General features: G+C 70.2%; 20 protein-coding genes. 11 read left to right on the forward strand and 9 right to left on the reverse strand.

The annotated features are described in order from the left end of the window. The first annotated feature begins 38 nt into the window (after positions 1-38). From ACMGDM_RS13975 to ACMGDM_RS14000, 6 genes are all read left to right on the forward strand, one after another. The gene (locus tag ACMGDM_RS13975) at positions 39-677 is read left to right on the forward strand and encodes a phosphoribosylanthranilate isomerase (RefSeq protein WP_436804716.1); all 639 of its coding nucleotides are present in this window, start codon (positions 39-41) and stop codon (positions 675-677) included. After that, positions 674-1,933: a tryptophan synthase subunit beta gene (trpB, locus tag ACMGDM_RS13980; protein ID WP_436804717.1), complete on the forward strand. Its 1,260-nt coding sequence runs from the start codon at positions 674-676 to the stop codon at positions 1,931-1,933. Before ACMGDM_RS13975 ends, trpB begins: the two co-directional genes overlap by 4 nt. After that, positions 1,930-2,739, forward strand: a complete 810-nt coding sequence (gene trpA / locus ACMGDM_RS13985) for a tryptophan synthase subunit alpha (RefSeq protein ID WP_436804718.1) — start codon at positions 1,930-1,932, stop codon at positions 2,737-2,739. The genes trpB and trpA overlap by 4 nt, the downstream gene beginning before the upstream one ends. Next, positions 2,736-3,599, forward strand: coding sequence for an acetyl-CoA carboxylase, carboxyltransferase subunit beta (gene accD / locus ACMGDM_RS13990; protein WP_436804719.1), 864 nt, complete (start codon positions 2,736-2,738; stop codon positions 3,597-3,599). Before trpA ends, accD begins: the two co-directional genes overlap by 4 nt. A 13-nt stretch (positions 3,600-3,612) precedes the next feature. Next, positions 3,613-4,941 carry a bifunctional folylpolyglutamate synthase/dihydrofolate synthase gene (locus ACMGDM_RS13995; protein ID WP_436804720.1) on the forward strand — a complete coding sequence of 443 codons (1,329 nt, stop codon included), beginning with the start codon at positions 3,613-3,615 and terminating at the stop codon, positions 4,939-4,941. Between the two features lie 68 nt (positions 4,942-5,009). Next, a complete protein-coding gene (locus ACMGDM_RS14000; protein ID WP_436804721.1) occupies positions 5,010-5,444 on the forward strand; it encodes a DUF6628 family protein in 435 nt (144 codons plus the stop codon). A 137-nt stretch (positions 5,445-5,581) separates the two neighbouring features. On the opposite strand, the gene ACMGDM_RS14005 is transcribed toward ACMGDM_RS14000, so the two are convergent. Both ACMGDM_RS14005 and ACMGDM_RS14010 read right to left on the reverse strand, forming a co-directional pair. After that, positions 5,582-6,916 (reverse strand): AmpG family muropeptide MFS transporter, encoded by a 1,335-nt coding sequence (locus ACMGDM_RS14005; protein ID WP_436804722.1) that lies wholly within the window; start codon positions 6,914-6,916, stop codon positions 5,582-5,584. A gap of 664 nt (positions 6,917-7,580) precedes the next feature. After that, a complete protein-coding gene (locus tag ACMGDM_RS14010) occupies positions 7,581-8,024 on the reverse strand; it encodes a response regulator (protein ID WP_436804723.1) in 444 nt (147 codons plus the stop codon). A 96-nt stretch (positions 8,025-8,120) separates the two neighbouring features. On the opposite strand from ACMGDM_RS14010, the gene ACMGDM_RS14015 reads away from it, so the two are divergent. Both ACMGDM_RS14015 and rsmD read left to right on the forward strand, forming a co-directional pair. Continuing rightward, positions 8,121-9,512 (forward strand): pseudouridine synthase, encoded by a 1,392-nt coding sequence (locus tag ACMGDM_RS14015; protein ID WP_436804724.1) that lies wholly within the window; start codon positions 8,121-8,123, stop codon positions 9,510-9,512. Further along, positions 9,509-10,048 carry a 16S rRNA (guanine(966)-N(2))-methyltransferase RsmD gene (gene rsmD / locus ACMGDM_RS14020; RefSeq protein WP_436804725.1) on the forward strand — a complete coding sequence of 180 codons (540 nt, stop codon included), beginning with the start codon at positions 9,509-9,511 and terminating at the stop codon, positions 10,046-10,048. The genes ACMGDM_RS14015 and rsmD overlap by 4 nt, the downstream gene beginning before the upstream one ends. 7 nt (positions 10,049-10,055) lie before the next feature. Here the strand turns inward: rsmD and ACMGDM_RS14025 are convergent, their stop codons facing one another. The 3 genes from ACMGDM_RS14025 to ACMGDM_RS14035 all read right to left on the reverse strand — a co-directional run bounded on the left by ACMGDM_RS14025 (position 10,056) and on the right by ACMGDM_RS14035 (position 13,926). Further along, a complete protein-coding gene (locus ACMGDM_RS14025) occupies positions 10,056-11,351 on the reverse strand; it encodes an MFS transporter (RefSeq protein WP_436804726.1) in 1,296 nt (431 codons plus the stop codon). A 356-nt stretch (positions 11,352-11,707) separates the two neighbouring features. Next, the gene (locus ACMGDM_RS14030) at positions 11,708-13,345 is read right to left on the reverse strand and encodes an inorganic phosphate transporter (RefSeq protein ID WP_436804727.1); all 1,638 of its coding nucleotides are present in this window, start codon (positions 13,343-13,345) and stop codon (positions 11,708-11,710) included. A 152-nt stretch (positions 13,346-13,497) separates the two neighbouring features. After that, entirely contained in the window at positions 13,498-13,926 is a 429-nt protein-coding gene (locus tag ACMGDM_RS14035; protein ID WP_436804728.1) for a GFA family protein, read from the reverse strand. 107 nt (positions 13,927-14,033) lie between these two features. Here ACMGDM_RS14035 and ACMGDM_RS14040 point away from each other — a divergent pair, with 107 nt between their 5' ends. Both ACMGDM_RS14040 and ACMGDM_RS14045 read left to right on the forward strand, forming a co-directional pair. Further along, the gene (locus ACMGDM_RS14040) at positions 14,034-16,355 is read left to right on the forward strand and encodes an ATP-dependent helicase (protein WP_436804729.1); all 2,322 of its coding nucleotides are present in this window, start codon (positions 14,034-14,036) and stop codon (positions 16,353-16,355) included. Positions 16,356-16,398: 43 nt separating this feature from the next. After that, positions 16,399-16,893: a DUF5872 domain-containing protein gene (locus ACMGDM_RS14045; RefSeq protein ID WP_436804730.1), complete on the forward strand. Its 495-nt coding sequence runs from the start codon at positions 16,399-16,401 to the stop codon at positions 16,891-16,893. 38 nt (positions 16,894-16,931) lie between these two features. Here ACMGDM_RS14045 and ACMGDM_RS14050 read toward each other — a convergent pair whose 3' ends face one another. The 3 genes from ACMGDM_RS14050 to ACMGDM_RS14060 form a co-directional block, all read right to left on the reverse strand. Further along, positions 16,932-17,360 (reverse strand): DoxX family protein, encoded by a 429-nt coding sequence (locus tag ACMGDM_RS14050; protein ID WP_436804731.1) that lies wholly within the window; start codon positions 17,358-17,360, stop codon positions 16,932-16,934. 5 nt (positions 17,361-17,365) lie between these two features. Beyond that, the gene (locus tag ACMGDM_RS14055) at positions 17,366-17,704 is read right to left on the reverse strand and encodes a WYL domain-containing protein (RefSeq protein ID WP_436804732.1); all 339 of its coding nucleotides are present in this window, start codon (positions 17,702-17,704) and stop codon (positions 17,366-17,368) included. Positions 17,705-17,790: 86 nt separating this feature from the next. Beyond that, positions 17,791-19,809: a prolyl oligopeptidase family serine peptidase gene (locus ACMGDM_RS14060; RefSeq protein WP_436804844.1), complete on the reverse strand. Its 2,019-nt coding sequence runs from the start codon at positions 19,807-19,809 to the stop codon at positions 17,791-17,793. Positions 19,810-19,985: 176 nt separating this feature from the next. Between ACMGDM_RS14060 and ACMGDM_RS14065 the strand changes: the two genes are divergently transcribed. Beyond that, positions 19,986-21,422, forward strand: coding sequence for an MFS transporter (locus ACMGDM_RS14065; RefSeq protein ID WP_436804733.1), 1,437 nt, complete (start codon positions 19,986-19,988; stop codon positions 21,420-21,422). Between the two features lie 106 nt (positions 21,423-21,528). Here the strand turns inward: ACMGDM_RS14065 and ACMGDM_RS14070 are convergent, their stop codons facing one another. Beyond that, on the reverse strand, positions 21,529-21,849 hold the full coding sequence (locus ACMGDM_RS14070) for a DUF423 domain-containing protein (RefSeq protein ID WP_436804734.1): 321 nt from the start codon (positions 21,847-21,849) through the stop codon (positions 21,529-21,531). Between the last annotated feature and the right edge of the window lie 7 nt (positions 21,850-21,856).

Below are 21,856 nucleotides of genomic sequence, written 5' to 3' on the forward strand. Positions count from 1 at the left end.
CCGCGCCTATGTCGCCGCCAACACCGATCGAGTTCCTTATGCCCGTCACTGCCAAGATCTGCGGCCTCTCCACGCCCGACACGCTCGACGCCGCGCTCGCCGGGGGGGCAAGCCACGTCGGCTTCGTCTTCTTCCCGCCCTCGCCGCGCCATCTCGCCTTCGACCAGGCGGCCGCGCTCGCCGCGCGCACGGGCGAGCGCGCGCGCCGCGTCGGCGTCTTCGTCGATCCCGCGGACTTTCTCGTCGCCGAGGCCGTCGCCGCGGCGCGGCTCGACGCGATCCAGCTCCACAAGGTGACGCCCGCGCGCGCCGCCGCGCTGCGCCGGACCGCCGCGGTCGAGACCTGGGTTGCGCTCGCGGTGAAAACCGCCGCCGACCTCGCCGCCGCGCCCGCCTATGCCGGCGCCGCCGACCGGCTGCTGTACGACGCCAAGACTCCCGACGACGCTGCGCTGCCCGGCGGCATGGGCGTCCGCTTCGACTGGCGGCTGCTCGACGGCGCGCGCCACCCGCTCCCCTGGGCGCTGTCGGGCGGGCTCGACGCGGGCAACGTCGCCGACGCGGCGACGCGCACCGGCGCGCGGCTGGTCGATGTCTCCTCGGGTGTGGAGCGCGCGCCGGGCGTCAAGGACGTGGACAAGATCGCCGCCTTCCTGCAACGGGTCGCCCAGCTATGACCGACACGCTCACCCCCGCTCTCGATCCCGCGGCGCGCGCCAACAGCCTGCGTCAGCAGCCCGACACGCGCGGCCATTTCGGTGATTACGGCGGCCGCTACGTCGCCGAGACGCTGATGCCGCTGATCCTCGAACTCGACCGCGCCTATCGCTCGGCCAGACAGGACCCGGCGTTCAAGGCGCAGTTCGACGATTTGCTCGAACATTATGTCGGCCGCCCCTCGCCGCTCTACTACGCCGAGCGGCTGACCGAGACGCTGCGCCAGAGCGCCGAGCCCGACATGGGCGCACAAGTCTGGTTCAAGCGCGACGAGCTCAATCACACCGGCGCGCACAAGATCAACAATTGCATCGGCCAGATCCTGCTCGCGATCCGCATGGGCAAGACGCGGATCATCGCCGAGACCGGCGCGGGCCAGCACGGCGTCGCCACCGCCACCGTGTGCGCGCGCTTCGGCCTGCCGTGCGTGATCTACATGGGCGCCAAGGACGTCGAGCGGCAGCAGCCCAACGTCTTTCGCATGAAGCTGCTGGGTGCCGAGGTGCGCGCGGTGGAGAGCGGCGCGCGCACGCTGAAGGATGCGATGAACGAGGCGCTGCGCGACTGGGTCGCCAACGTCCACGACACCTTCTACATCATCGGCACCGCCGCCGGCCCGCACCCTTACCCCGAGCTGGTGCGCGACTTTCAGAGCGTGATCGGGCGCGAGGCGCGGGCTCAGCTGCTCGACCGCACCGGCCGCCTGCCCGACCTACTCGTTGCCGCGATCGGTGGCGGGTCGAACGCGATCGGGCTGTTCCACCCCTTCCTCGACGATGACGTCGCGATGCTCGGCGTCGAGGCCGCGGGCGAGGGACTCGACGCCAAGCACGCCGCGAGCCTGGCGGGCGGCTTCCCCGGCGTGCTCCACGGCAACAAGACCTATTTGCTCCAGGACGAGGACGGACAGATCGCGGAGGCGCACTCGATCTCGGCCGGGCTCGACTATCCCGGCATCGGCCCCGAGCATGCCTGGCTCAAGGACATCGGCCGGGTCGAGTATACCGCCGTGACCGACCGCGAGGCGCTCGACGCCTTCCAGCTGCTGTGCCGCAGCGAGGGGATCATCCCCGCGCTCGAACCGTCGCACGCGATCGCGGCGGTGGCCAAGCGCGCCAAGGAGATGCCGGCGGATCGGATCATCCTCGCCAATCTGTGCGGCCGCGGCGACAAGGACATCTTCACCGTCGCCGAGGCGCTGGGAGTGAGCATTTGAACCGGCTGTCCGACGCGTTCGCCAAGGGTCGTGCCGCGCTGGTGTGCTTCGTCACCGCGGGCGACCCTGACGTGGCCGCGACGCCCGCGATCCTCGACGCGCTCGTCGCGGGCGGCGCCGACGTGATCGAGCTCGGCATGCCCTTCACCGACCCGATGGCGGACGGCCCCGCGATCCAGGCGGCCAACATCCGCTCGCTCGCGGCGGGCACGCGCACCGCGGACATCCTGCGGATCGCGACCGACTTCCGCGCGCGCCACCCGCAGGTGCCGCTGGTCCTGATGGGCTATGCCAATCCGATGCTGCGCCGCGGCCCGTCGTGGTTCGCCGCTGCGGCGCGGGACGCGGGCGTGGACGGCGTGATCTGCGTCGACATTCCCGCCGAGGAGGACGAGGCGCTTGGGCCTGCGCTGCGCGAAGCCGGCGTGGCGATGATCCGGCTCGCGACGCCGACCACCGTTGGCGAGCGCATCGGCGAGGTGCTCGCGGGTGCGGACGGCTTCCTCTATTATGTCTCGGTCGCAGGCATCACCGGCAAGCAGCAGGCGGTGCAGGCGTCGATCGAGGAGGCGGTGGCGCGGCTCAAGGCGGCGACCGATCTGCCTGTCGCGGTCGGCTTCGGCGTGCGCACCCCCGAGCAGGCGGGCGCGATCGCGCGCGTCGCCGATGGCGTGGTGGTGGGCTCGGCGATCGTCGAGCTGGTGGCGGAGCACGGTGCGGCTGCGGCGGCGCCCGTCACCGCTTATGTCCAATCGCTCGCGGCGGCTCTCGCGGCCACCGCCGAGGCAAGAGAGATGACCGCATGAGCTGGCTCAGCAACGTCCGCAACGCGATCGGCGGCTTCGTGCCCGGCGCCAAGACGCAGGGCACCGACACGCTCTGGCACAAGTGCAAGGGCTGCGGCACGATGGTGTTCAACAAGGAGCTGGAGGAGAACCAGTTCGTCTGCCCGAACTGCGACCATCACGAGCGCATCGGGCCGAAGCAGCGCTTCGCTTATCTGCTCGACGAGGGCAGCCCCGAGGTGCTGGCGCCGCCGCGCGCTGCGGAGGACCCGCTCAAGTTCCGCGACTCGAAACGCTATGCCGACCGGCTCAAGGCGGCGCGCGCGAGCACCGGCGAGCAGGACGCCTTCGTCAACGCACGCGGCACGATCCACGGCCAGCGCGTCGTGATCGGCGTGCAGGATTTCGCCTTCATGGGCGGCTCGATGGGCCAGGCGGTCGGGGAGGCGTTCGTCCAGGGCGTCGAGGCCGCGATCAAGGACCGCGCGCCGTTCATCGTCTTCACCGCCAGCGGCGGCGCGCGGATGCAGGAGGGCATCCTCAGCCTGATGCAGATGCCGCGCAGCACGGTCGCGATCCAGCTGCTCCACGACGCCGGCCTGCCCTATATCGTCGTGCTCACCGACCCCACCTCGGGCGGGGTGATGGCGGCCTATGCGATGCTGGGCGATGTCCAGATCGCCGAGCCCAAGGCGACGCTCGCCTTCACGGGGCGGCGCGTGATCGAGAACACCATTCGCGAGAAGCTGCCCGAGGATTTCCAGACCAGCGAATATTATCTCGAGCACGGGCTGATCGACATGGTGGTCCACCGCCGCGAGCTGCGCGACCGGCTCGCCACCGTGATCGGCTATCTCTGCGGCGAGCGCCGCGCCGCCTGACGCGCGCCCGCCGATGGCCGACCACGCCGTCTCCGCCGACCAGCGTGTCCAGGCGCAGCTCGACCGGCTGTGGGCGCTCTCGCCCGGCGCCGACGTGCTCGGGCTGGAGCGGATCACGCGCCTGCTCGCGCGGCTGGGCGATCCGCAGCGCGACCTGCCGCCGGTGTTCCACGTCGCGGGGACCAACGGCAAGGGCTCGACCTGCGCCTATCTGCGCGCCGCGCTGGAGGCGGCGGGGCACCGCGTCCATGCCTATACCAGCCCGCACCTCGTCCGCTTCAACGAGCGCATCCGCCTCGCCGGTCGGCTGATCGGGGACGAGGCGCTCGCCCCGCTGCTGGCGGAGGTGCTCGATGTCGCGGGCGACCTGGGCGCGAGCTTCTTCGAGGTGACCACCGCCGCCGCCTTCCTGGCCTTCGCGCGCACGCCGGCGGACGCCTGCGTGATCGAGGTCGGTCTGGGAGGCCGGCTCGACGCCACCAACGTACTGCCGGCGCCGGTCGCCTGCGGCATCGCTGCGCTCGGGATCGATCACCAGGCGTTCCTCGGCGACACGCTCGCACAGATCGCGGCGGAGAAGGCCGGCATCGCCAAGCCCGGCGTGCCGCTGGTGACGATGCGCTATCCCGCGGCGGTTGCGGCGGTGGTGGCGCAGGCCGCGGCGGCAGCCAAGGCGCCGCTGCACGCCGATGGGGCGGCGTGGCACCATCGGGTCGGCGCCGACGCGGTCGAGGTCGAGGACGCGCGCGGTCGCGTCACGCTGCCGCTCCCCGGTCTTCCTGGCGCGCACCAGGCCGGCAATCTCGCGCTCGCCGCGGCGATGCTGCGTGTGCAGGAGGCGGTGCCGGTCGACGCGGCGGCGCTCGCCACCGCCGCGCGCGGCGCGCGCTGGCCGGCGCGCCTCCAGCGGCTCGCGCCCGGCCCGCTGACCGCCCGGGTCGGCGCGCGCGCAGTATGGCTCGATGGCGGGCACAATGAGTCGGCGGGTCTCGCGCTCGGCGCCGCGATCGACCGGATCGCCGACGTCATGGACGAACGACCGCTTGCGGTGATCCTCGGCATGCTCGCCAACAAGGACGCGCGCGGGTTGCTCGCGCCGATCGCGGCGCGGGTCGGGCTGCTGGTCGCGCTGCCGGTCTCTGGGCATGCGCATCACGATCCCGCCGATCTCGCCGCGCTTGCGCGCGCGCTCGGCATTCCTGCGGCGACCACCGCGGCCACGCTCGACGACGCGCTTGACCGCGTCGCCGCGGCGACCGCGCCACCCGGCGCGCTGCTGATCCTTGGCTCGCTCTACCTGGCGGGTGAGGTGTTGAGCGCGAACGACGAACTGCCCGACTGACCCAACATCTGCGATTGACTATCAATAGCGCATGAACGACCATCGCGGGCGAACGAGGAGTCGCCCGTATGTCCGACCTGTCCACCACCGCCACCCTCAACGTGCTGCCCTATGCGCTGCCCGAGTGCGGCAACGCGCGCGTGGCGTTGTTCGCGATGCGGCGCATGGGCGCGCACGGGCTGGCCGACGCGCGTGCCGCGCACGCGCTGTTTACCGCATTCGGCGAGGCGTTCCGGCGTCCCTTGACGTTGATCCGCGTGCTGATGGCGGACATGGCCGCGAGCGCGGCGGCGCCTATTGCGATCGCGCCGTGCTGCTGCGCGCGCATGACGCCCTCGGAACAAGTGCTGCTGTCGGTGCTCGCGCGCGTCGAGACGCGCACGGAGAGCGCGCGGCTGCTGATGCAGGATTTGCTCGGCCAGCGCCACGTCGATGGCGTGCTCGCCAGCGCGGCCGCGGTCGCCGCCGCCTTCGCCGACGAGGGACGCCCGGTGACGCTGTGAGGCGCTGCTACTTAGCGTCATCCTGAACTTGTTTCAGGGTCCACCCGCCCGCGAGGACCGCCGCCGCTCAGCGCTTGGCACGGTGGATCCTGGAAACGAGTTCAGGATGACGGCAGAAGCGCGGGCACCCGTCCTGCCTACGCCGACCGCCCGTCGCGCGCGTCGCCGGGCCCCTCGGTGCCGGCACTGCCGACCGAGCGGTCGATCAGCCCCGAGCGGCCCATCCAGAAAAACAGCAGCACGCCCGGCATCGCCGCGGCGACGGTCAGCCAGTAGAAGCCGACATAGCCGAACCGCTCCACCAGCGCGCCCGCGGTGGTGCCGGTGACGACCCGCCCGACCACGCTCGACGCCGCCGAGATCAGCGCATATTGCGCGGCGGTGAAGCGCAGATCACACAGCGCCGAAAAATACGCCACGACGGTGACCCCGCCGATGCCGGAGGCGACGTTCTCGAACACCATTGCGCCGGCGAGCCCCTCGTTGCTGTGCCCCGCCGCAGCGAGCAGCGCGAAGCTGACATTCGACACCGCCATCAGAATAAGGCTGAGCAGCACCGAGCGCTTGAGCCCGAGCCGCGCATACAGCCAGCCGCCGATGAAGATGCCGACCAGATAGGCCCAGAAGCCGACGCCGACATCGTACAGCGCGATCTCGTCGTTGCTGAAGCCAAGCGAGTCGAGCAGCAGGCGCAACACCAGCTGGCCGAGCGTATCGCCGATCTTGTGGATAAGGATGAACAGCAGGATCACCACCGCCCCGGGACGCTGGAAGAATTCGACGAACGGCTGCCAGATTGCGGCCAGCGCCTCGCCCATGCCGCGACGCCGCACCGGGTCGCGGTGGCGGCGCGGCTCGCCCACCACCAGCGCGGCGATCATCGCGGGCAGCGCCAGCGCGGCACAGGCGCAATAGGCTGCCGCCCAGCCATGCCGCGCCGCCACGATCAACGCGAGCGAGGCCGCCCCGGCCGAGCCGATCCGCCAGCCATATTGGCTCATCCCCGAGCCCACGCCGAGCTGGCGCGGCTCGAGGATCTCGATGCGATAGGCGTCGATCACGATGTCGTAGGTCGCGCCGGCGGCGCCGACCAGCACCGCGGCGAGCGCGGTGGCGCCGATGCTGGCGGCCGGGTCGGCGAAGGCGAGGTTCACCACCGCGGCGATCACCAGCGTGCCCGCGAGCAACACCCAGGAGACGCGTTGGCCAAGCCGGCCGAGCACCGGCAGCCGCACGCCGTCGACCACCCAGGCCCAGAGAAATTTGATGTTATAGGTAAGGAAGGCCAGGCTGAACGCGGTTACCGTCTTCTTGTCGATGCCGTCCTGCGCCAGTCGCGTGGTGAGGGTCGCGGCGATCATCGCATAGGGGAAGCCCGAGGAGACACCGAGCGCGAAAGCGGCCAGCGGGCCCCGCTCGACATAGGGCCTGATCCCGTCCCGCCAGCTATGCCCGTCCGCGCGCGTCGCCATCAATCCACCCGCTCCGATCCTGCTCCGACGAGCCGCGCCGGATTGATTGCGCTAGACGATCGTCCCGCCGCCGTGAAGCCGCACCGTCACGAGGCGGTGCGCGGCGCGGCCAGACGGTATGCGCGGGCGACGGGCACGCGCGCGCGCCCTCCTTTCACCCCGGCGAAGGCGCCGTGGAGTGGGGAAACGTGGATGAGACCCGGGACGCCGGTCGCAACTGGACCCAGACCCTCGCCGGGGCGGCTGCGACGGAGCGGTCGCCTCCTTTAGGCAGGTCATGCGCTCGCGTCCGTGCGTTGTTCCCATCCCGCCAACGCCCACACGACCGCTGTCCTACAGCTCCGCCGTCGTGCCAGGGCTGTTGCAGATGCACCTTGTCAACCGCCCCCCATACACCCTGACCGAGAACGGGGTGCAGCGCCGTCCGCCGCACCGGTGGCTCGCGCGGACGCCTCAACTTTCTCAACATTCGCGATCACGCCGAGCCGCTCCCGATGCAGTCCGCCGCGTCACGGCCTAAGGTTTTTGCTGCATGTTCAGGGGGATGAACGCTACATCTTGCACCCGGCCTGACGGGCTCGCGAATGTTGAGACACCGACGCCGACCGCGTTCCGGTCTCAACATTCTCAACATTCGCGCGCACCGGCGGACCGGCCCGCCGCGTCATGCCACCGCTGGTCCGCCCGCTTCGAACAGCTGGAACCCGCCCGGCAGCTTGCGCGGTCGCCGGCCGATGCGGTGCTCCTCGATCGCGTCGATGGCGGCGAGCAGGTCGCGCTGCGCATAGGGCTTGGCAAGGAAGCCGCTCGCCAGCGTCGCCGCCTCGTCAGGACAGGCGCCGGTGACGAACAGCACCGCGATCCCGCGCGCCTGAGCCGCACGCGCCACGTCCACCCCGCTGCCATCGGCGAGGGTCACGTCGACGAGCACCAGGTCGACCGGCGTGTCCGCGGCGAGCACCGCCACCGCGTCGGCCACGCGATCGACCGTGGCGACGATGCTATAGCCCTGATCGGTCAGCAGATGCTCGGCGTCGAATGCGATCAGCGGTTCGTCCTCGACGAGAAGGAGGCGCTCCAAGATCCGCTGTTTGCGTCCGAAGACCATATGCCCTCACCGTCGTTGCGCTGGCACAACGCGCGGCACGCCCGGCGGGTGCAAATAAATGCCGCCATGTCCGCGGCGATGAGCTAAGCCGCCGCGATGGTCGACGATCGCTCCCCGCAGCGCCCACAACACCCCCCACAACAACGCATCGCCAAGCTGCTCGCGCGCGCCGGCGTCGCCTCGCGCCGCGAGATCGAGCGGATGATCGCGGAGGGCCGTGTCGCGCACGACGGCGTCGTGCTCGATACGCCCGCGACACTGCTCGCCTCGCTCGACGGCGTGACGGTCGGCGGCCAGCCCGTCGACGCGCCCGCGCCGGCGCGGCTGTTCCTGTTCCACAAACCCGCGGGCGTGCTCACCACCGAGCGCGACTTCAGCGGTCGCCCGACGATCTACGATCGACTGCCCAAGGACTTGCCGCGCGTCGTGCCAGTGGGGCGGCTGGACCTCAACACCGAGGGGCTGCTGCTGCTCACCACCGACGGCGGTTTCAAGCGCGAGCTTGAACTGCCCGCCACGGGGGTGGAGCGCAGCTATCGCGCGCGTGCTTATGGTGCGGTGACGCAGGCACAGCTCGAGGAGTTGATCCATGGTGTCGAGGTCGAGGGCGTCCGCTACGGCGCGATCGACGCTAATCTCGAGCGCCGCACCGGCGCCAATGTGTGGATCGAGCTGACGCTGCGCGAGGGCAAGAACCGCGAGGTGCGGCGCGTGCTCGAGCATCTCGGGCTGCGCGTCGGGCGGCTGATCCGCACGCGCTACGGTCCGTTCGTGCTCGGCGATCTGCCCGTCGGCGGCATCGGCGAGGTGCGCGCCACGGATCTCGGCAGCTTCCGACACACACTCAAGTCGCCCGCGGCGACCCGGCTGCCGGTGGAGGACGTCAGGGTGACGGACCAGCGCGGCACCGTGCGATCGTCGCCGGGCCGGCCTTCGATTAGCGGGGGCGACCGCCCGGCACGTTTGCGGGGCGCGACTGCTCCGGCGGCGCGCGGCGCGCTTACGCCGCCCGGTGCGGCCGACGACGCCGCGGGCCGGCGCGCGGAACCGTCGTCGCGCAACCGCGAGGGAGCGATCGCGCGCACCGGGCCGCGTGGCGCGCCCGCTGACCGTGGCGCCGCGTCACCCGTCCCGCCGGGAGCGCCCCGCCCGGCACGTGGCGCGCCGCAGGGCGTGCAGGGTGGACGTGGTGCGTCGTCAGGCGTCATTAACGGACCGGTCGATCGCACGCCCGGATCACGGCCCGAGCGCCGCCCCCGCGCCGAGACCGCGGCGAGGCCCTCCCGCCCGCCCCGCGGCGCGGCTGACGATCGCGGCGAGCGCGCCCTGCGGTCGCGCGGATCCGGCGCCGGCGGCGCACGCGGCGCACGCGATGGGGGCGACGGTCCGGACACCACGCCGCCGACGCGACCGGTCCGTCCCAAGCGTCAGCCCGGCTGGGCCAAGGCGAAGCCGCGCTCAGGCCCGACCAAGCGGGGGCGATCGTGAGGATCGTCGCGGGCACATGGCGCGGACGCGCGCTCGTCGCGCCGGCGGGCGAGACGACGCGGCCCACCGCGGACCGTACGCGCGAGGCAATGTTCTCGATGCTGGCGAGCCGCGTCGGCAGCTTCGAGGGGCTTGCGGTGGCGGACCTGTTCGCTGGCTCGGGCGCGCTCGGTCTGGAGGCGCTGTCGCGCGGCGCGCGCTCGTGCCTGTTCATCGAGCAGGACAAGGCCGCGCTCGACGCGCTGCGCGCCAACGTGACCAAGCTGGGCGCGACGGGAGCCGACGTGCGCCCCGGCTCGGTGCTGGCGCTCGGCCCTGCCACCGCCGCGCTCGACCTGTTGATGATGGACCCGCCCTACGGCACCGGCGCAGGCGCGGTGGCGGCGGACAAGCTCGCGCGGCTCGGCTGGATCGGCGCGGCCACCTGGGTCTCGATCGAGACCGCACGCGGTGAAACGGTCGCGGCGAGCGGGTTCGAGACGGTGGTGGAGCGGGTTTACGGTCGCGCGCAGATCACGCTGCTGCGGCTCGCCTGACGCGTGCTCACGGTCCCTCGACCGGCACCGCGTCAACGTGGCGCGCCGGGCGCATCACCAGCAGCGCGACCAGACTGAGCAGCGACATCGCGGCGAGATACGCGCCGACGGGCGCCAGTCCGCCATGCTGCGCGAGCGTCTGCGCCGCCACCGGGGTGAGCCCGCCGCCGATGATCCCCGCCATGTTGAAGGCAAGGCTCACCCCGGTGTAGCGCACCCGCGCCGGGAACAGGCCGGGCAGCCAGGCGCCGAGCGGGCCGTAGACGAAGCCCATCACGAACAGCGCGAAGGCAAGCGTGGCGAACACCGCCGCGGGCGCGCCCGAGCCGAGCCCCGGCACCAGCGCACATCCCGCAATCACCGCCCCCACGCATCCCCAGCGGAGCACATGCCCGGGCGAGCGCCGGTCGCTCCACTCGCCCGACAGCGCAATCCCGAGCGCCATGAACAGGATGGCGCCGAGCTGGAGCGCAAGGAACAGCTGTCGGTCGAACCCGCGCGTTACCGCATACCCCAGCGCGAAGGCGGTCGCGACATAATAGACCGCGAAACAGGCCACCGCGCCGAGCGTGCCGCCAAGCGTCGCGCGCCAGTGGTGCCGCAGCAGTTCGCCCATCGGCACCGCGGGCGGGGGCCCCTCCTCGATCATCCGCGCGAAGGCGGGCGTCTCCGCGATCGTCAGCCGCACCCACAATCCCAGCGCGATCAGCACAGAGGAGAGCAGGAACGGGAGACGCCAGCCCCAAGCCATGAAGGCGTCGCGCCCCATCGTCGCGCCGAGCAGCAGGAACAGCCCATTGGCGGCGATGAACCCGACCGGCGCGCCGAGCTGCGGCACCATGCCGTAGCGGCCGCGTCGGTGCGGCGGTGCATTTTCCACCGCGAGCAGGGCCGCCCCGCCCCACTCACCGCCAAGCCCGAAACCCTGGCCGAAGCGCAGCAGGCAGAGCAGCGCGGGCGCGACATAGCCCGCCTGCGCGTAGGTGGGCAGGAACGCGATCGCCATGGTCGACCCGCCCATCAGCAGCAGGCTGGCGATCAGCGTCGACTTGCGCCCGACCCGGTCACCGTAGTGACCGAACGCCCAGGCGCCGACCGGGCGCGCGAAGAACGCGACCGCGAGACTGCCATAAGCCGCGAGCAACTCGATCGCCGGGTCGCCCGCCGGGAAAAACAGTGGTCCGAATACCAGAGAGGCGGCGGTGGCGTAGATGTAGAAGTCGTAGAATTCGACCGAGGTGCCGACCAGGCTGGCGAGCAGGATGCGGCGGTGCGACGCGGTCGCTGGCGAGGACGCGGACATGGCGGCGTTCATCGAGCCCGGGTCGCGCCCGCGTCAACGGAAAAAAAGTCGCGGCGCGGTCATGAAAGGCTCGCCGGCCGACACATCGCAGCAATATCGCGGCGCTACGAAGAGGATGACGGCGCCGCTCCCCCTGTGTGGCGTCGTCGTGACCGGACCATCCCCCTCGTCCGGTCCTTCCCTGGACTACGGGGCGGCTCGTCGGGCCGCCCCGGCTTTTCCGGATCCTGCCGGCTTGCCGGTCTCGTCGCACCATTCTGATTGGCCCGCCCGCGTGCTCCGACGTTCGCCGGAGCATGGTTCACCGCAAGCGGATGAGACGCTGGCCGCTGTTTCGTCCGCGCGGCAATCTACGTTCAGGAAAGGCCGGCGGTCCGCACCAGCGCGCGCAACATCCAGTAGAGCAGACCCGACAGCGCCATCGCCACCGGCAGCGTCAGCAGCCATGCCGCGGCGAGCTGGATCAAGGTCCGGCGCTGCAACCCCTGTCCGCTCGCCACCGAGGCGCCGGCCACGCCGGAGGAGAGGATGTGCGTGGTCGACACCGGCAGACCGAAGCGATCGGCCGCGAGGATCGTGCCCGCCGCGACCAGCTCGGCGGAAGCGCCCATGCCATAGGTCATGTGCTGCTTGCCGATCTTCTCGCCGACGGTGACGACGATCCGTTTCCAGCCGATCATCGTGCCCAAGCCGAGCGCGATCGCGACCGCGATCTTCACCCACAGCGGAATGAAGCGGGTCCCGCGCTCCAGCCGCTTCTGATAGTCGGTGAGCCCCGCCTCCTCCGCGTCCGTGATGCCGGCCTTGGGAGCCGCCACGATCATTCGCGTGGCGTCGAGCACGAGATACATGTCGTTGCGCACGTTGGGCGCAGCCTGGGCGGGCACGTTGCTGAGCGCACCATAGTCCGCGACGCGCCGCGACAGATCGCGCGACACCGCCACCACCGCGCCATAGACCTGCGGCGATACGATCTGACGCCGCTCGAGTGCGTCCTTCAGCAGCGGGCGCGCGCGCTCGAGCGGCACGTGCGCCGCGCCATGACGCTCCAGCGTGGCGGTGGCGCCCGCGGCGCTGCGGACGAACGCCGGGGTCTCGCTCGCCGGCAGGGTGCGATTGAGCGCGTAAGCGGTCGGCGCGCAGCCGATCAGGATCAGCATGATCAGCCCCATGCCCTTCTGACCGTCGTTCGAGCCGTGGCTGAACGACACCGCAGTGCAGGTGAAGATCAGCAGCGCGCGGATGCCGCGCGGCGGCGGCGCGTCGTTCTCGGGCGCCTGCAACAGCCGCGGCGAGCGCGCGACGAAGCGCAGCACCAGCAGCAGCAGCGCCGCGGCGGAAAAGCCGATCAGCGGCGCCATCCACAGGCCGGTAAGCACCTTGACCGCCTGGCTCCAGTCGACTCCCGCGGTGCCGCCAGCGCCCGAGGTGAGCAGCTGATTGGCGAGCCCGACGCCGAGCACCGAACCGATCAACGTGTGGCTCGAACTGTTAGGCAGGCCGACATACCAGGTGGCGAGATTCCAGATCACCGCCGCGAGCAGCAGCGCGAAGATCATCGCGAAGCCCGCCCCCGAACCGACGTTGAGAATCAGGTCGACCGGCAGCAGCGTGATGATCGAATAGGCGACCGCGCCCGATGACAGCAGCACACCGAGGAAGTTGAAGAACCCCGACCACATCACCGCGAGATTGGCCGGCATCGAATTGGTATAGATCACCGTCGCCACCGCATTGGCGGTGTCGTGGAAGCCGTTGACGAACTCGAACCCCAGCGCGATCAACAGTGCCAGGCCGAGGAACAGGAACACGCCGAGCGCGAGCTGCTCGCCCACCTGCTGGGTGTCGATGACGATGCTGATGCCGGCGTACAGCAGCCCCACCACCGCGAATGCCGCGAACATGAGCCGCGCGCCCGGGTGGAGCGGGGCGTCGAACCGGCGCGAGGCGACAGGCGACGACGGATCACGCGCCGCGAGGACGTTGGTTGCCATGGTGTGCTCGCCATCGTCCCGAACGGTGACACTTTGATGACGCAAGTTGCTGGCGCCACACTCCCCCTGACGACCCGTGAACCCACGCCGATCCGTCCTGGGACAATAACCCGTGTTGACTCGGCATCTTGCCGCGTCGGGACCGACGCGACTCAGTCCATGCCGGGATAGGTCGCGAAGGCGGGCAGCGCGGCGATGTCGCCCGTCCAGGGCAATCGCTCTTTGACCATGATCTGCGCACCGGGCGCCTGCGCCGCAGGGTCGTCGAGCGTACCGGACTGGATGTCGACGATCCCCGGCAGCGCCACTGCATTTCGGTAGAACAGCCCGGTGCCGCAGAGCGGGCAGAACTGCCGCTCGCCGTGCTCGGACGAGCGATAGGTCGCCGGCTCACCCGTGACGGTCACCTGATCTTCTCGAAACGCGATCCATCCGACCAATGGCGCCCCCGACCAGCCGCGGCAATCGGTGCAATGGCATAGCGCGTGATGCTCGGGCACTCCGCTCGCCTCGTAGCGGATCGCACCGCAGTGGCAGCCGCCGGCGATCCCGGTGTTCGACTTCGTCCCTAACTGCGTCATCTCAGCCCTCCTCGACTCACTTATGTTGCCGGTATGTTCTCATGGGCAGGATGTGCTGGCAACCGTTGCGCTTGCCCGCGGGCGGGACGTTCTCTACCTGTTCGAGGGTGACGAACGCCTCTAACCTGCTCCAGGACCCGCCCTATCTCGCCGGGCTCAACCCGCCGCAGCGCGACGCGGTGCTTACTACCGACGGGCCGGTGCTCGTCCTCGCCGGCGCTGGTACGGGCAAGACTGCGGCGCTCACCGCCCGGCTGGCGCACCTGCTATGGACGCGCAAGGCCTACCCGTCCGAGATCCTGAGCGTCACCTTCACCAACAAGGCCGCGCGCGAGATGCGCGAGCGGGTCGGGCGCCTCGTCGGCGATGCGGTGGAAGGCATGCCGTGGCTCGGCACGTTCCACGCGATCGGCGCGAAGATGCTGCGCCGCCACGCCGAGCTGGTCGGGCTGCAGAGCAATTTCACGATCCTCGACACCGACGATCAGCTGCGCCTGCTCAAGCAGCTGATCGTCGCGGCCGACCTCGACGAGAAGCGCTTTCCCGCGCGCAGCCTCGCCGGGCTGATCGACGAGTGGAAGAACAAGGGTCTCACCCCCTCAGAAATCGACGCGGGCGAGAGCGAGCGCTACGGCAACGGGCGCGGCGGCGAGCTCTATCAGCAGTACCAGGACCGGCTGCGCGCGGTAAACGCGTGCGATTTCGGCGATTTGCTGCTCCACGTGCTGACGATCCTCAAGCGCGAGCGCTCGGTGCTGGAGCAGTATCAGCAGCGCTTCCGCTACATCATGGTGGACGAATATCAGGACACCAACTCGGTCCAGTATCTCTGGCTGCGGCTGCTCGCGCAGGAGCGCCGCAACATCTGCTGCGTCGGCGACGACGACCAGTCGATCTACTCGTGGCGCGGCGCCCAGGTGGAGAACATCCTCAAATTCGAGAAGGATTTCCCCGGCGCCAAGGTGATCAGGCTCGAGCAGAACTACCGCTCCACCCCGCATATCCTCGCCGCCGCCTCGGGTGTGATCGCCAACAACGGCGGGCGTCTCGGCAAGGAGCTCTGGACCGAGCTCGACGCGGGCGAGAAGGTGCGCGTCCTCGGCGTGTGGGACGGGCCCGAGGAAGCACGCCGCGTCGGCGAGGAGATTGAGGCGGCACGGCGCGACGGCACCAGCCTCGACCATGTCGCCATCCTCGTGCGCGCGCAGCACCAGACGCGCGAGTTCGAGGACCGCTTCATCGCAATCGGCCTGCCCTATCGCATCGTCGGCGGCTTCCGCTTCTACGAGCGCGCCGAGATCCGCGACGCGCTCGCCTATCTGCGCACCGTCCACCAGCCCGCCGACGACCTCGCCTTCGAGCGGATCGTCAACACGCCCAAGCGCGGGCTTGGCGACAAGGCGATCGCCAAGCTCCACCAGCTCGCGCGCGCCGAGCGGCTGCCGCTCTCGATCGCGGCCGCGCGCATCCTCGATAGCGACGAGCTCACTCCGCAGGCGCGCAAGGCACTCGGCCGCTTCGTCGGCGATATTGCGCGCTGGCGCGACATGGCCAACGACCTGCCGCACGCCGAGCTGGCGCGCCAGATCCTCGACGAGAGCGGCTATACCGCGATGTGGCAGGCGGAGAAGTCGGCCGAAGCGGCGGGGCGGCTGGAGAATCTCACCGAGCTGGTGCGCGCGATGGAGGAATATGAAACGCTCGGCGCCTTCCTAGAGCATGTCAGCCTCGTCATGGACAATGAGGCGACGCGCGAGGATCCCAAGGTGACGATCATGACGATCCACGCCGCCAAGGGCCTCGAGTTCGACACCGTGTTCCTGGCCGGCTGGGAAGAAGGGCTGTTTCCGTCGCAGCGCGCGCTCGACGAGGGCGGCACGCGCAGCCTCGAGGAGGAGCGCCGCCTCGCTTATGTCGCGATCACGCGCGCGCGTCGCCGCGCGACCATCCTCCACGCCGCCAATCGCCGCATCTACGGCCAGTGGACCAGCTCGCTGCCGTCGCGCTTCGTCGCCGAGCTGCCCGACGCGCATGTCGAGAGCGAGACGAGCATGTCGGGCGGCGAGAGCCTGTGGCGCGCCAATTGGAGCGAGCACGCCGACCCCTTCGCCGACGTCGCGCGCGGCGCCGGGCGCGGCCCCGGCTGGCAGCGCGCCGCGGGCACTCTCGGCGCGCAGGGCGGGAACAAGCCGGGCGGCGAATGGACCAGCCGCACCTTCTCGCGCGAGCCCGTCCGCGTGGTCGAGAGCCGCGCCTCGGCGGTGAGCATCGGCAACAAGGGGCGGGGCGACCTCGCCCTGGGCCAGCGCGTGTTCCACCAGAAGTTCGGCTATGGCACGATCGCCGAGATCGAGGGCAACAAGCTCGAGATCGACTTCGAACAGGCCGGACGCAAGCGCGTGATGGACAGTTTCGTCAGCGCGAGCTGAGACTTTCGCGCCGCCCCCGGGTTGTCCGCGGCGGAGGTGCGCCATGTCCGAAACCGCCGAGAAGACCGATCCCGACCTGTGGGAGAAGGTGAAGGACGAGATCACCGCCGGTGCGAAGGGCGGGAAGAAAGGGCAATGGTCCGCGCGCAAGGCGCAGATGGCGGTGGCCGAGTATAAGAAGCGCGGCGGCGGTTATGCCGGCGGCAAGGACGCGGACAACTCGCTCCACCAATGGAGCCAGGAGGACTGGGGCACGAAGTCCGGCAAGAAGAGCGGCGACACCGGCGAGCGCTACCTGCCCAAGGAGGCGCGCGCGGCGCTGTCCAACGATGAGTATCGCCGCACCAGCGCGAAAAAGCGGGCCGACACGAGGAAGGGCAAGCAATTCTCCGCGCAGCCCGAGGACGTGGCGGAGAAAACCCGACCTTACCGCGATCACCGCTCCAAGGCCGACCTTTACGCCGAGGCGAAGAAGCGCGACATCCCCGGCCGCTCGACGATGAGCAAGGACGAGTTGGCGAAGGCGCTCGCGGGATAGCGGATATGGTCGGTTGAGCCGTCGCCCGCCACGTGCACTTACTCGCGCAGCTGCACCGCGCCGCTTGCCCATAGCGCCCACCACATGATCGCGGGCTGGAGCAGCAGCCGCGGGGCGTGGTACCAGATCGGCAGGCCGGTGCCGCTGCCGAGATCGAGCATGGCGTGGTAGATGTTGGCGGGCCACACGCACAGCGCATAGCCGGCGAGCAACCAGCCCGCGGAGCGGCGCGTGGCGCGGGGCAGCAGCATCGCCGCCCCGGAGAGCTCGATCACGCCGGTGACCGCCACGACCGCAACCGGCAGCGGGATCGCGGGCGGCACGATCGCCGCCATCGCCTCGGTGAAGACGAAATGGGCAATGCCGCCCAGCATATAGAATAGCGCGAGCGCCCACCGGCTCCAGCGCCGCGCGTCACTCTCGCGCCGGCGCTTGAAGCCGTAGGAAGCGTAGCGATCAACCGGCAAACCGGTCAGACTTCCACGGCCAGCAGCGTCACGCCCTGATATTTCTCTTCGCCGGGCACGAACAGCTCGCTGGGCTTGAAGCGGCGCGGCGTGATCCGCAGTCCGGACAGGCCGGACAGCTTGAACGCGCCGATCTTGGCTTCCTTGGGCGGCTGGCCGTCGCGCTCGATCGTGAGCGCGTCGAGATAGATCTCGCCGTGCTTGGTATAAAGGACGTGCGGCGCGAGCGTCACCTCCCCGCGATTGTAGGTCGCGGCGACCGCTTGCTGCTTGACGATCGCTTCGAAGACGATCGGAACGGTATCGGGCACCGCGCTTGGCTTGTTCATCGTCTGAGCATTCATCGCGCCGCTCCTAGCCGATCGCGCTGCAATGCAGCAAGAACCGAGCAGCCGTTCCGGCGTTCCCTTCATAGCACGCCATGGCCTTGTCAGCGCGACATGAGTTTTTGCGCGAAATACGTCATCTGAAGGGCCTGAAGCCGCGCGCCCTGCTGAATGTCGGCGTCGCCGGAATGGCCGCCGGCAGTATCCTCGTAGAACAGGTACGGCAGACCGTATTCCTTCAGCCGGGCAGCGAACTTGCGCGCATGCTGCGGGCCAACGCGATCGTCCTTGGTGGTGGTCCAGATGTAGGGCTCGGGATAGCGCACGCCGCGACGGAGGTTATGGTAGGGCGAGATCGCGGCAAGGAAGGCGCGCTCCTCGGGCACGCTCACCGACCCATATTCATCGACCCACGAGGCGCCCGCGGCGATCTGCTCGTAGCGCAGCATGTCGAGCAGCGGCACCTGGATCGTCACCGCCTGCCATAATTCGGGATGCTGGTTGAACTCCACCCCCATCAGCAGCCCGCCGTTCGAGCCGCCGTAGATGCCGAGCCTTGCCGGGCTGGTCAGCCGCCGGGCGATCAGATCCTTCGCCACCGCGGCGAAGTCGTCGTAGATCACTTGCCGCTTGGTCTTGCGTCCGGCGTCGTGCCACGCCGGACCGAACTCGCCTCCGCCGCGAATATTGGCGAGCACATAGGCACCGCCGCGCTCGAGCCACAGCTTGCCGACGGAGGCGATATAGCTGGGCAGCATCGGCAGCTCGAACCCGCCATAAGCGGTCATGATCGTCGGCGTGCTGCCGTCGTGCGCGGCGCCGCGGCGGTGGACGACGAAATAAGGCACCCTGGTGCCGTCGCTCGACGTCGCCTCGAACTGGTCGGCGACCAGCCCGTCCGCATCGAACTTGGCGGGCAGCGCCTTGATCGGCTGCGGCGCCGAGGTGGCGGACGCGTCGAGCCACGCGAGCGTCGTCGGCGTCAGGAATCCGGTGGTAGCGAGATAGGCGAGATCGTTGCGATCGGAGGTGCCCGCGATGCCGAAGCTAGCGTTACCGGGCAACGCCAGCGGGCGCGACGTCCAGCCTCGCGGCCCCGGCGTGTAGATCGCGACGCGACCGCGCACATTGTCGGTATATTGAAGGATGAGATGGTGACTTGTGGTGTCCACGCCGGTCACCGCCTGGCGCGCCGTCGGCGCGAAGACCAACGTCGGGTTCGTGCGCCCGGCGGCGAGGTCGTCGAGCGCGACAGACCCGACCCCGCCGGCAGGAACGCTGCCCCAGGGTTCGCTCGTCTCGAACACTACCCGGCCGTCCACCATGGCAGTGGGCGAGGTACGCTGCGGCAGGTCGAGCGCGCGGATGCCCTGCGGCGTCCACAGCAACTTGTCTCCGCCAAAGAAGGTGCGGCGGCGCTCGATGAAGACCGCGCGGTGCCCCGCGCCATCGGTGATCGTGTTCGCATAGGTGCCGAGCTGATCGCCCGGCTCGCCGCGGAACACCTCCTGCGCCTGATCGAGCGACTGGCCGCGCTTGAGCAGTTTGACGACAAACGGGTAGCTGGACGCGGTCATCGTCCCGGCGCCCCAGTCGCGACTGACCATCAGCGTGTCGCGGTCGATCCAGCTCGCACCCTGTTTGGACGTCGGCAGGTGGAAGCCGTGCTCTACAAATGCGCCCGCCGCGAGGTCGAACTCGCGATACGTCACCGCATCCTCGCCGCCCTGTGACAGCGCGATGAGGCAACGCGTCTCGTCCGGCTGGAGGCAGGTGAGGCCCTTGTAGACCCATTGGCGCGATTCCATCCGGCTCAGCGCGTCGAGGTCGAGCAGCGCGCGCCATTGCGGTTCGGGACGGGCATAATCCTCCGCGCTGGTCCAGCGCAGGATGCCCTGGGGATGATCGGCATCGCGCCAGAAGTTGACGATGCGACCCATCAATTGCGCGGGCATGGGGATGCGGTCCTTGGCCGCCGCGATCGCGAGCGCCTCAGCGTGGAAGGCCGGGTATAGCGGGTCCTGCTCGAGTCGCGGCAGCGTGCGACGGTTCTCCGCCTCGACCCAGGCGAGCGCCTTCGCGCCGTCCTTGTCTTCAAGCCAGATATAGGGATCGTCATTCATGGCCTTGCTCTGCGCGAGCGCCGGCGCGCTCGCAAGCACCGCCGCGAGCGTGATCCCCGCGCGCCATCCACTTCGTCCCGTCACCCACACCTCCGCGACCGCTCGTTCCTTGTCGCACTCCTGCGGCGCGCCGACGGCTGGAACAAGCCGGTAGATGGCGAGTCACGCATGCGACCATGAACGATGCTGACCCGATCCATCGCTCCGCCGACCTTTCCGCCGCCGCGGACGGCCTGCCAGCGCCGCGCCGTTACGCCGCGATCGCGGCGCTGTGCTTCGGCACCGCGCTGGTGATCATCGACGGCGGCGTTGCCAATGTCGCACTGCCGACGATCGCGCGTGACCTGGGGGTCGGCTCGTCCGCGGTGGTGGCGATCGTCACCGTGTATCAGCTCATGCTGGTGATGTTGCTGCTGCCGTTCGCCGGGCTCGGTGAGCGGATCGGTCTCAAGCGCATGTACCAGCTGGGGCAGCTCATCTTCACCGTGGCGACGCTGCTGTGCTTCTTCGCCAAGAGCCTGCCCTTCCTTCTGGTGGTGCGCGCCGCGCAGGCGATCGGTGCGGCAGGCGCGCTGGCGGTGGCTTCCGCGTTGATCCGACAGACCTATCCATCGGCGCAGCTGGGGCGCGGGCTCGGCATCAACTCGGTGGTGGTGTCGAGCGCGGCGGCGGCGGCGCCGACGATCGGCGGGCTGGTGCTCGCGGTGGCGCCGTGGCCATGGGTGTTCGCCAGCGCAATCCCCTTCGCGCTCGCCTCGCTGCTGCTCGGGCGCGCGCTGCCCGACCCCGCGCCGCGCGACCGCCATTTCGACGTGCTCGGTGCGGTCATGTGCGCGGCGATGTTCGGGCTCGTCATCGGCGGCGCGGAGAGCGCGGTTCATGGCGACAGCCCGGTGGTGTCGGGCGCGATCGTGCTGGCCGGCGTCGCGATCGGCATGATCTACGTGCGGCGCGAGCGCGTCACCGCCAATCCGATCCTGCCGGTCGATCTGCTCGCGCGCCCCGTCATTGCGCTCTCCACGCTTGGCGGCTTCACCGCCTTCGTCGCCTCGATGACATTGCTGCTGTCGACGCCGTTTCGGCTGACGCAAGAGTACGGCTTCAGCGCCGCCGCGGTGGGTGCCGCGATCGCGCCATGGCCGCTGACCAATATGGTGGTCGCGCCGCTCACGGGGTGGTTGTCCGATCGCGTTCCCGCCGGGCTGCTCGGCGGCATCGGCATGGCGATCTCGATCGTCGCCCTGGTGCTGATCGCGCTGCTGCCGGCCGATCCCAGCTACTTCGACGTGGCGTGGCGGATGGCGCTGTGCGGCTCGGGGTTCGGCACCTTCCTGCCGCCCAACGCGCGGCTGATCATCGGCTCCGCGCCGCGCGCCCGCGTCGCCGCCGCGGGCGGGCTGGTCAGCACGGTGCGACTGGTCGGGCAGACGACGGGCGCAACGGTGGTGGCGGCGCTGCTCGCCCTAGGCGTCGGTACGGGCGCAGTGCCGCCGCTCGTCTCCGCGGGGCTGGCGCTGGTCGCCGGGCTGTGCAGCCTCGCGCGGCTGCGACCAGCGGTGCGCGAGGCGCGCAGTGACGAGGCGGAGGGCGCACAGGCGGCGACGGTTCGGTGATCGCGCCGGCTGTGTCGCACCCGCCGGAATCCGACGCGCCCGGCTTCGCGGTCAGCAGCGCGGGGCTACCCGCACCGCGATCATGCCCGCCCCTGCCCTTTGTCCGCTATCCCCGCACGCCGAGCCACGCGAGCCACAGCCAGCCCGCGATCAGCATCGTACCGCCGATCGGCGTCACCGCGCCGAGCCACCGCGGCAGGCCGAGCGCCATCAGGTACAAGGTGCCTGCGAACAGCATCCCACCGGTGAGAAAAAGCCAGGCCGGTCCGCGCGCGTCGAGGCGAAGCGCCACCAGCGCCGCGACGGCGTGAAGGAGCTGATACTGACCTCCCGTCTTGAGCCACTCGACCGCTGCGCCGCTCGCGCCATGCGCCCCGAACGCACCTGCGCCCACCGCGAGTGCGCCCGACAGCGCGGCCAGGATCATTAACCCG

The organism is Sphingomonas larreae (genome assembly GCF_051400595.1).
In the GTDB taxonomy this organism is placed as follows: domain Bacteria; phylum Pseudomonadota; class Alphaproteobacteria; order Sphingomonadales; family Sphingomonadaceae; genus Sphingomonas.

What these genes read in the sequence shown, in the direction of transcription:
- ACMGDM_RS13995 (WP_436804720.1), top strand. Translation starts at nt 3,613, where the DNA reads ATGGCCGACCACGCCGTCTCCGCCGACCAGCGTGTCCAGGCGCAGCTC.
- ACMGDM_RS13975 (WP_436804716.1), top strand. Translation starts at nt 39, where the DNA reads ATGCCCGTCACTGCCAAGATCTGCGGCCTCTCCACGCCCGACACGCTC.
- ACMGDM_RS14025 (WP_436804726.1), bottom strand. Translation starts at nt 11,351, where the DNA reads ATGTCCGCGTCCTCGCCAGCGACCGCGTCGCACCGCCGCATCCTGCTC.
- ACMGDM_RS14015 (WP_436804724.1), top strand. Translation starts at nt 8,121, where the DNA reads ATGGTCGACGATCGCTCCCCGCAGCGCCCACAACACCCCCCACAACAA.
- ACMGDM_RS14060 (WP_436804844.1), bottom strand. Translation starts at nt 19,809, where the DNA reads ATGAATGACGATCCCTATATCTGGCTTGAAGACAAGGACGGCGCGAAG.
- ACMGDM_RS14010 (WP_436804723.1), bottom strand. Translation starts at nt 8,024, where the DNA reads ATGGTCTTCGGACGCAAACAGCGGATCTTGGAGCGCCTCCTTCTCGTC.
- ACMGDM_RS14035 (WP_436804728.1), bottom strand. Translation starts at nt 13,926, where the DNA reads ATGACGCAGTTAGGGACGAAGTCGAACACCGGGATCGCCGGCGGCTGC.
- ACMGDM_RS14055 (WP_436804732.1), bottom strand. Translation starts at nt 17,704, where the DNA reads ATGAATGCTCAGACGATGAACAAGCCAAGCGCGGTGCCCGATACCGTT.
- ACMGDM_RS14045 (WP_436804730.1), top strand. Translation starts at nt 16,399, where the DNA reads ATGTCCGAAACCGCCGAGAAGACCGATCCCGACCTGTGGGAGAAGGTG.
- ACMGDM_RS14000 (WP_436804721.1), top strand. Translation starts at nt 5,010, where the DNA reads ATGTCCGACCTGTCCACCACCGCCACCCTCAACGTGCTGCCCTATGCG.
- accD (WP_436804719.1), top strand. Translation starts at nt 2,736, where the DNA reads ATGAGCTGGCTCAGCAACGTCCGCAACGCGATCGGCGGCTTCGTGCCC.
- ACMGDM_RS14065 (WP_436804733.1), top strand. Translation starts at nt 19,986, where the DNA reads ATGAACGATGCTGACCCGATCCATCGCTCCGCCGACCTTTCCGCCGCC.
- ACMGDM_RS14030 (WP_436804727.1), bottom strand. Translation starts at nt 13,345, where the DNA reads ATGGCAACCAACGTCCTCGCGGCGCGTGATCCGTCGTCGCCTGTCGCC.
- ACMGDM_RS14005 (WP_436804722.1), bottom strand. Translation starts at nt 6,916, where the DNA reads ATGGCGACGCGCGCGGACGGGCATAGCTGGCGGGACGGGATCAGGCCC.
- trpB (WP_436804717.1), top strand. Translation starts at nt 674, where the DNA reads ATGACCGACACGCTCACCCCCGCTCTCGATCCCGCGGCGCGCGCCAAC.
- ACMGDM_RS14070 (WP_436804734.1), bottom strand. Translation starts at nt 21,849, where the DNA reads ATGATCCTGGCCGCGCTGTCGGGCGCACTCGCGGTGGGCGCAGGTGCG.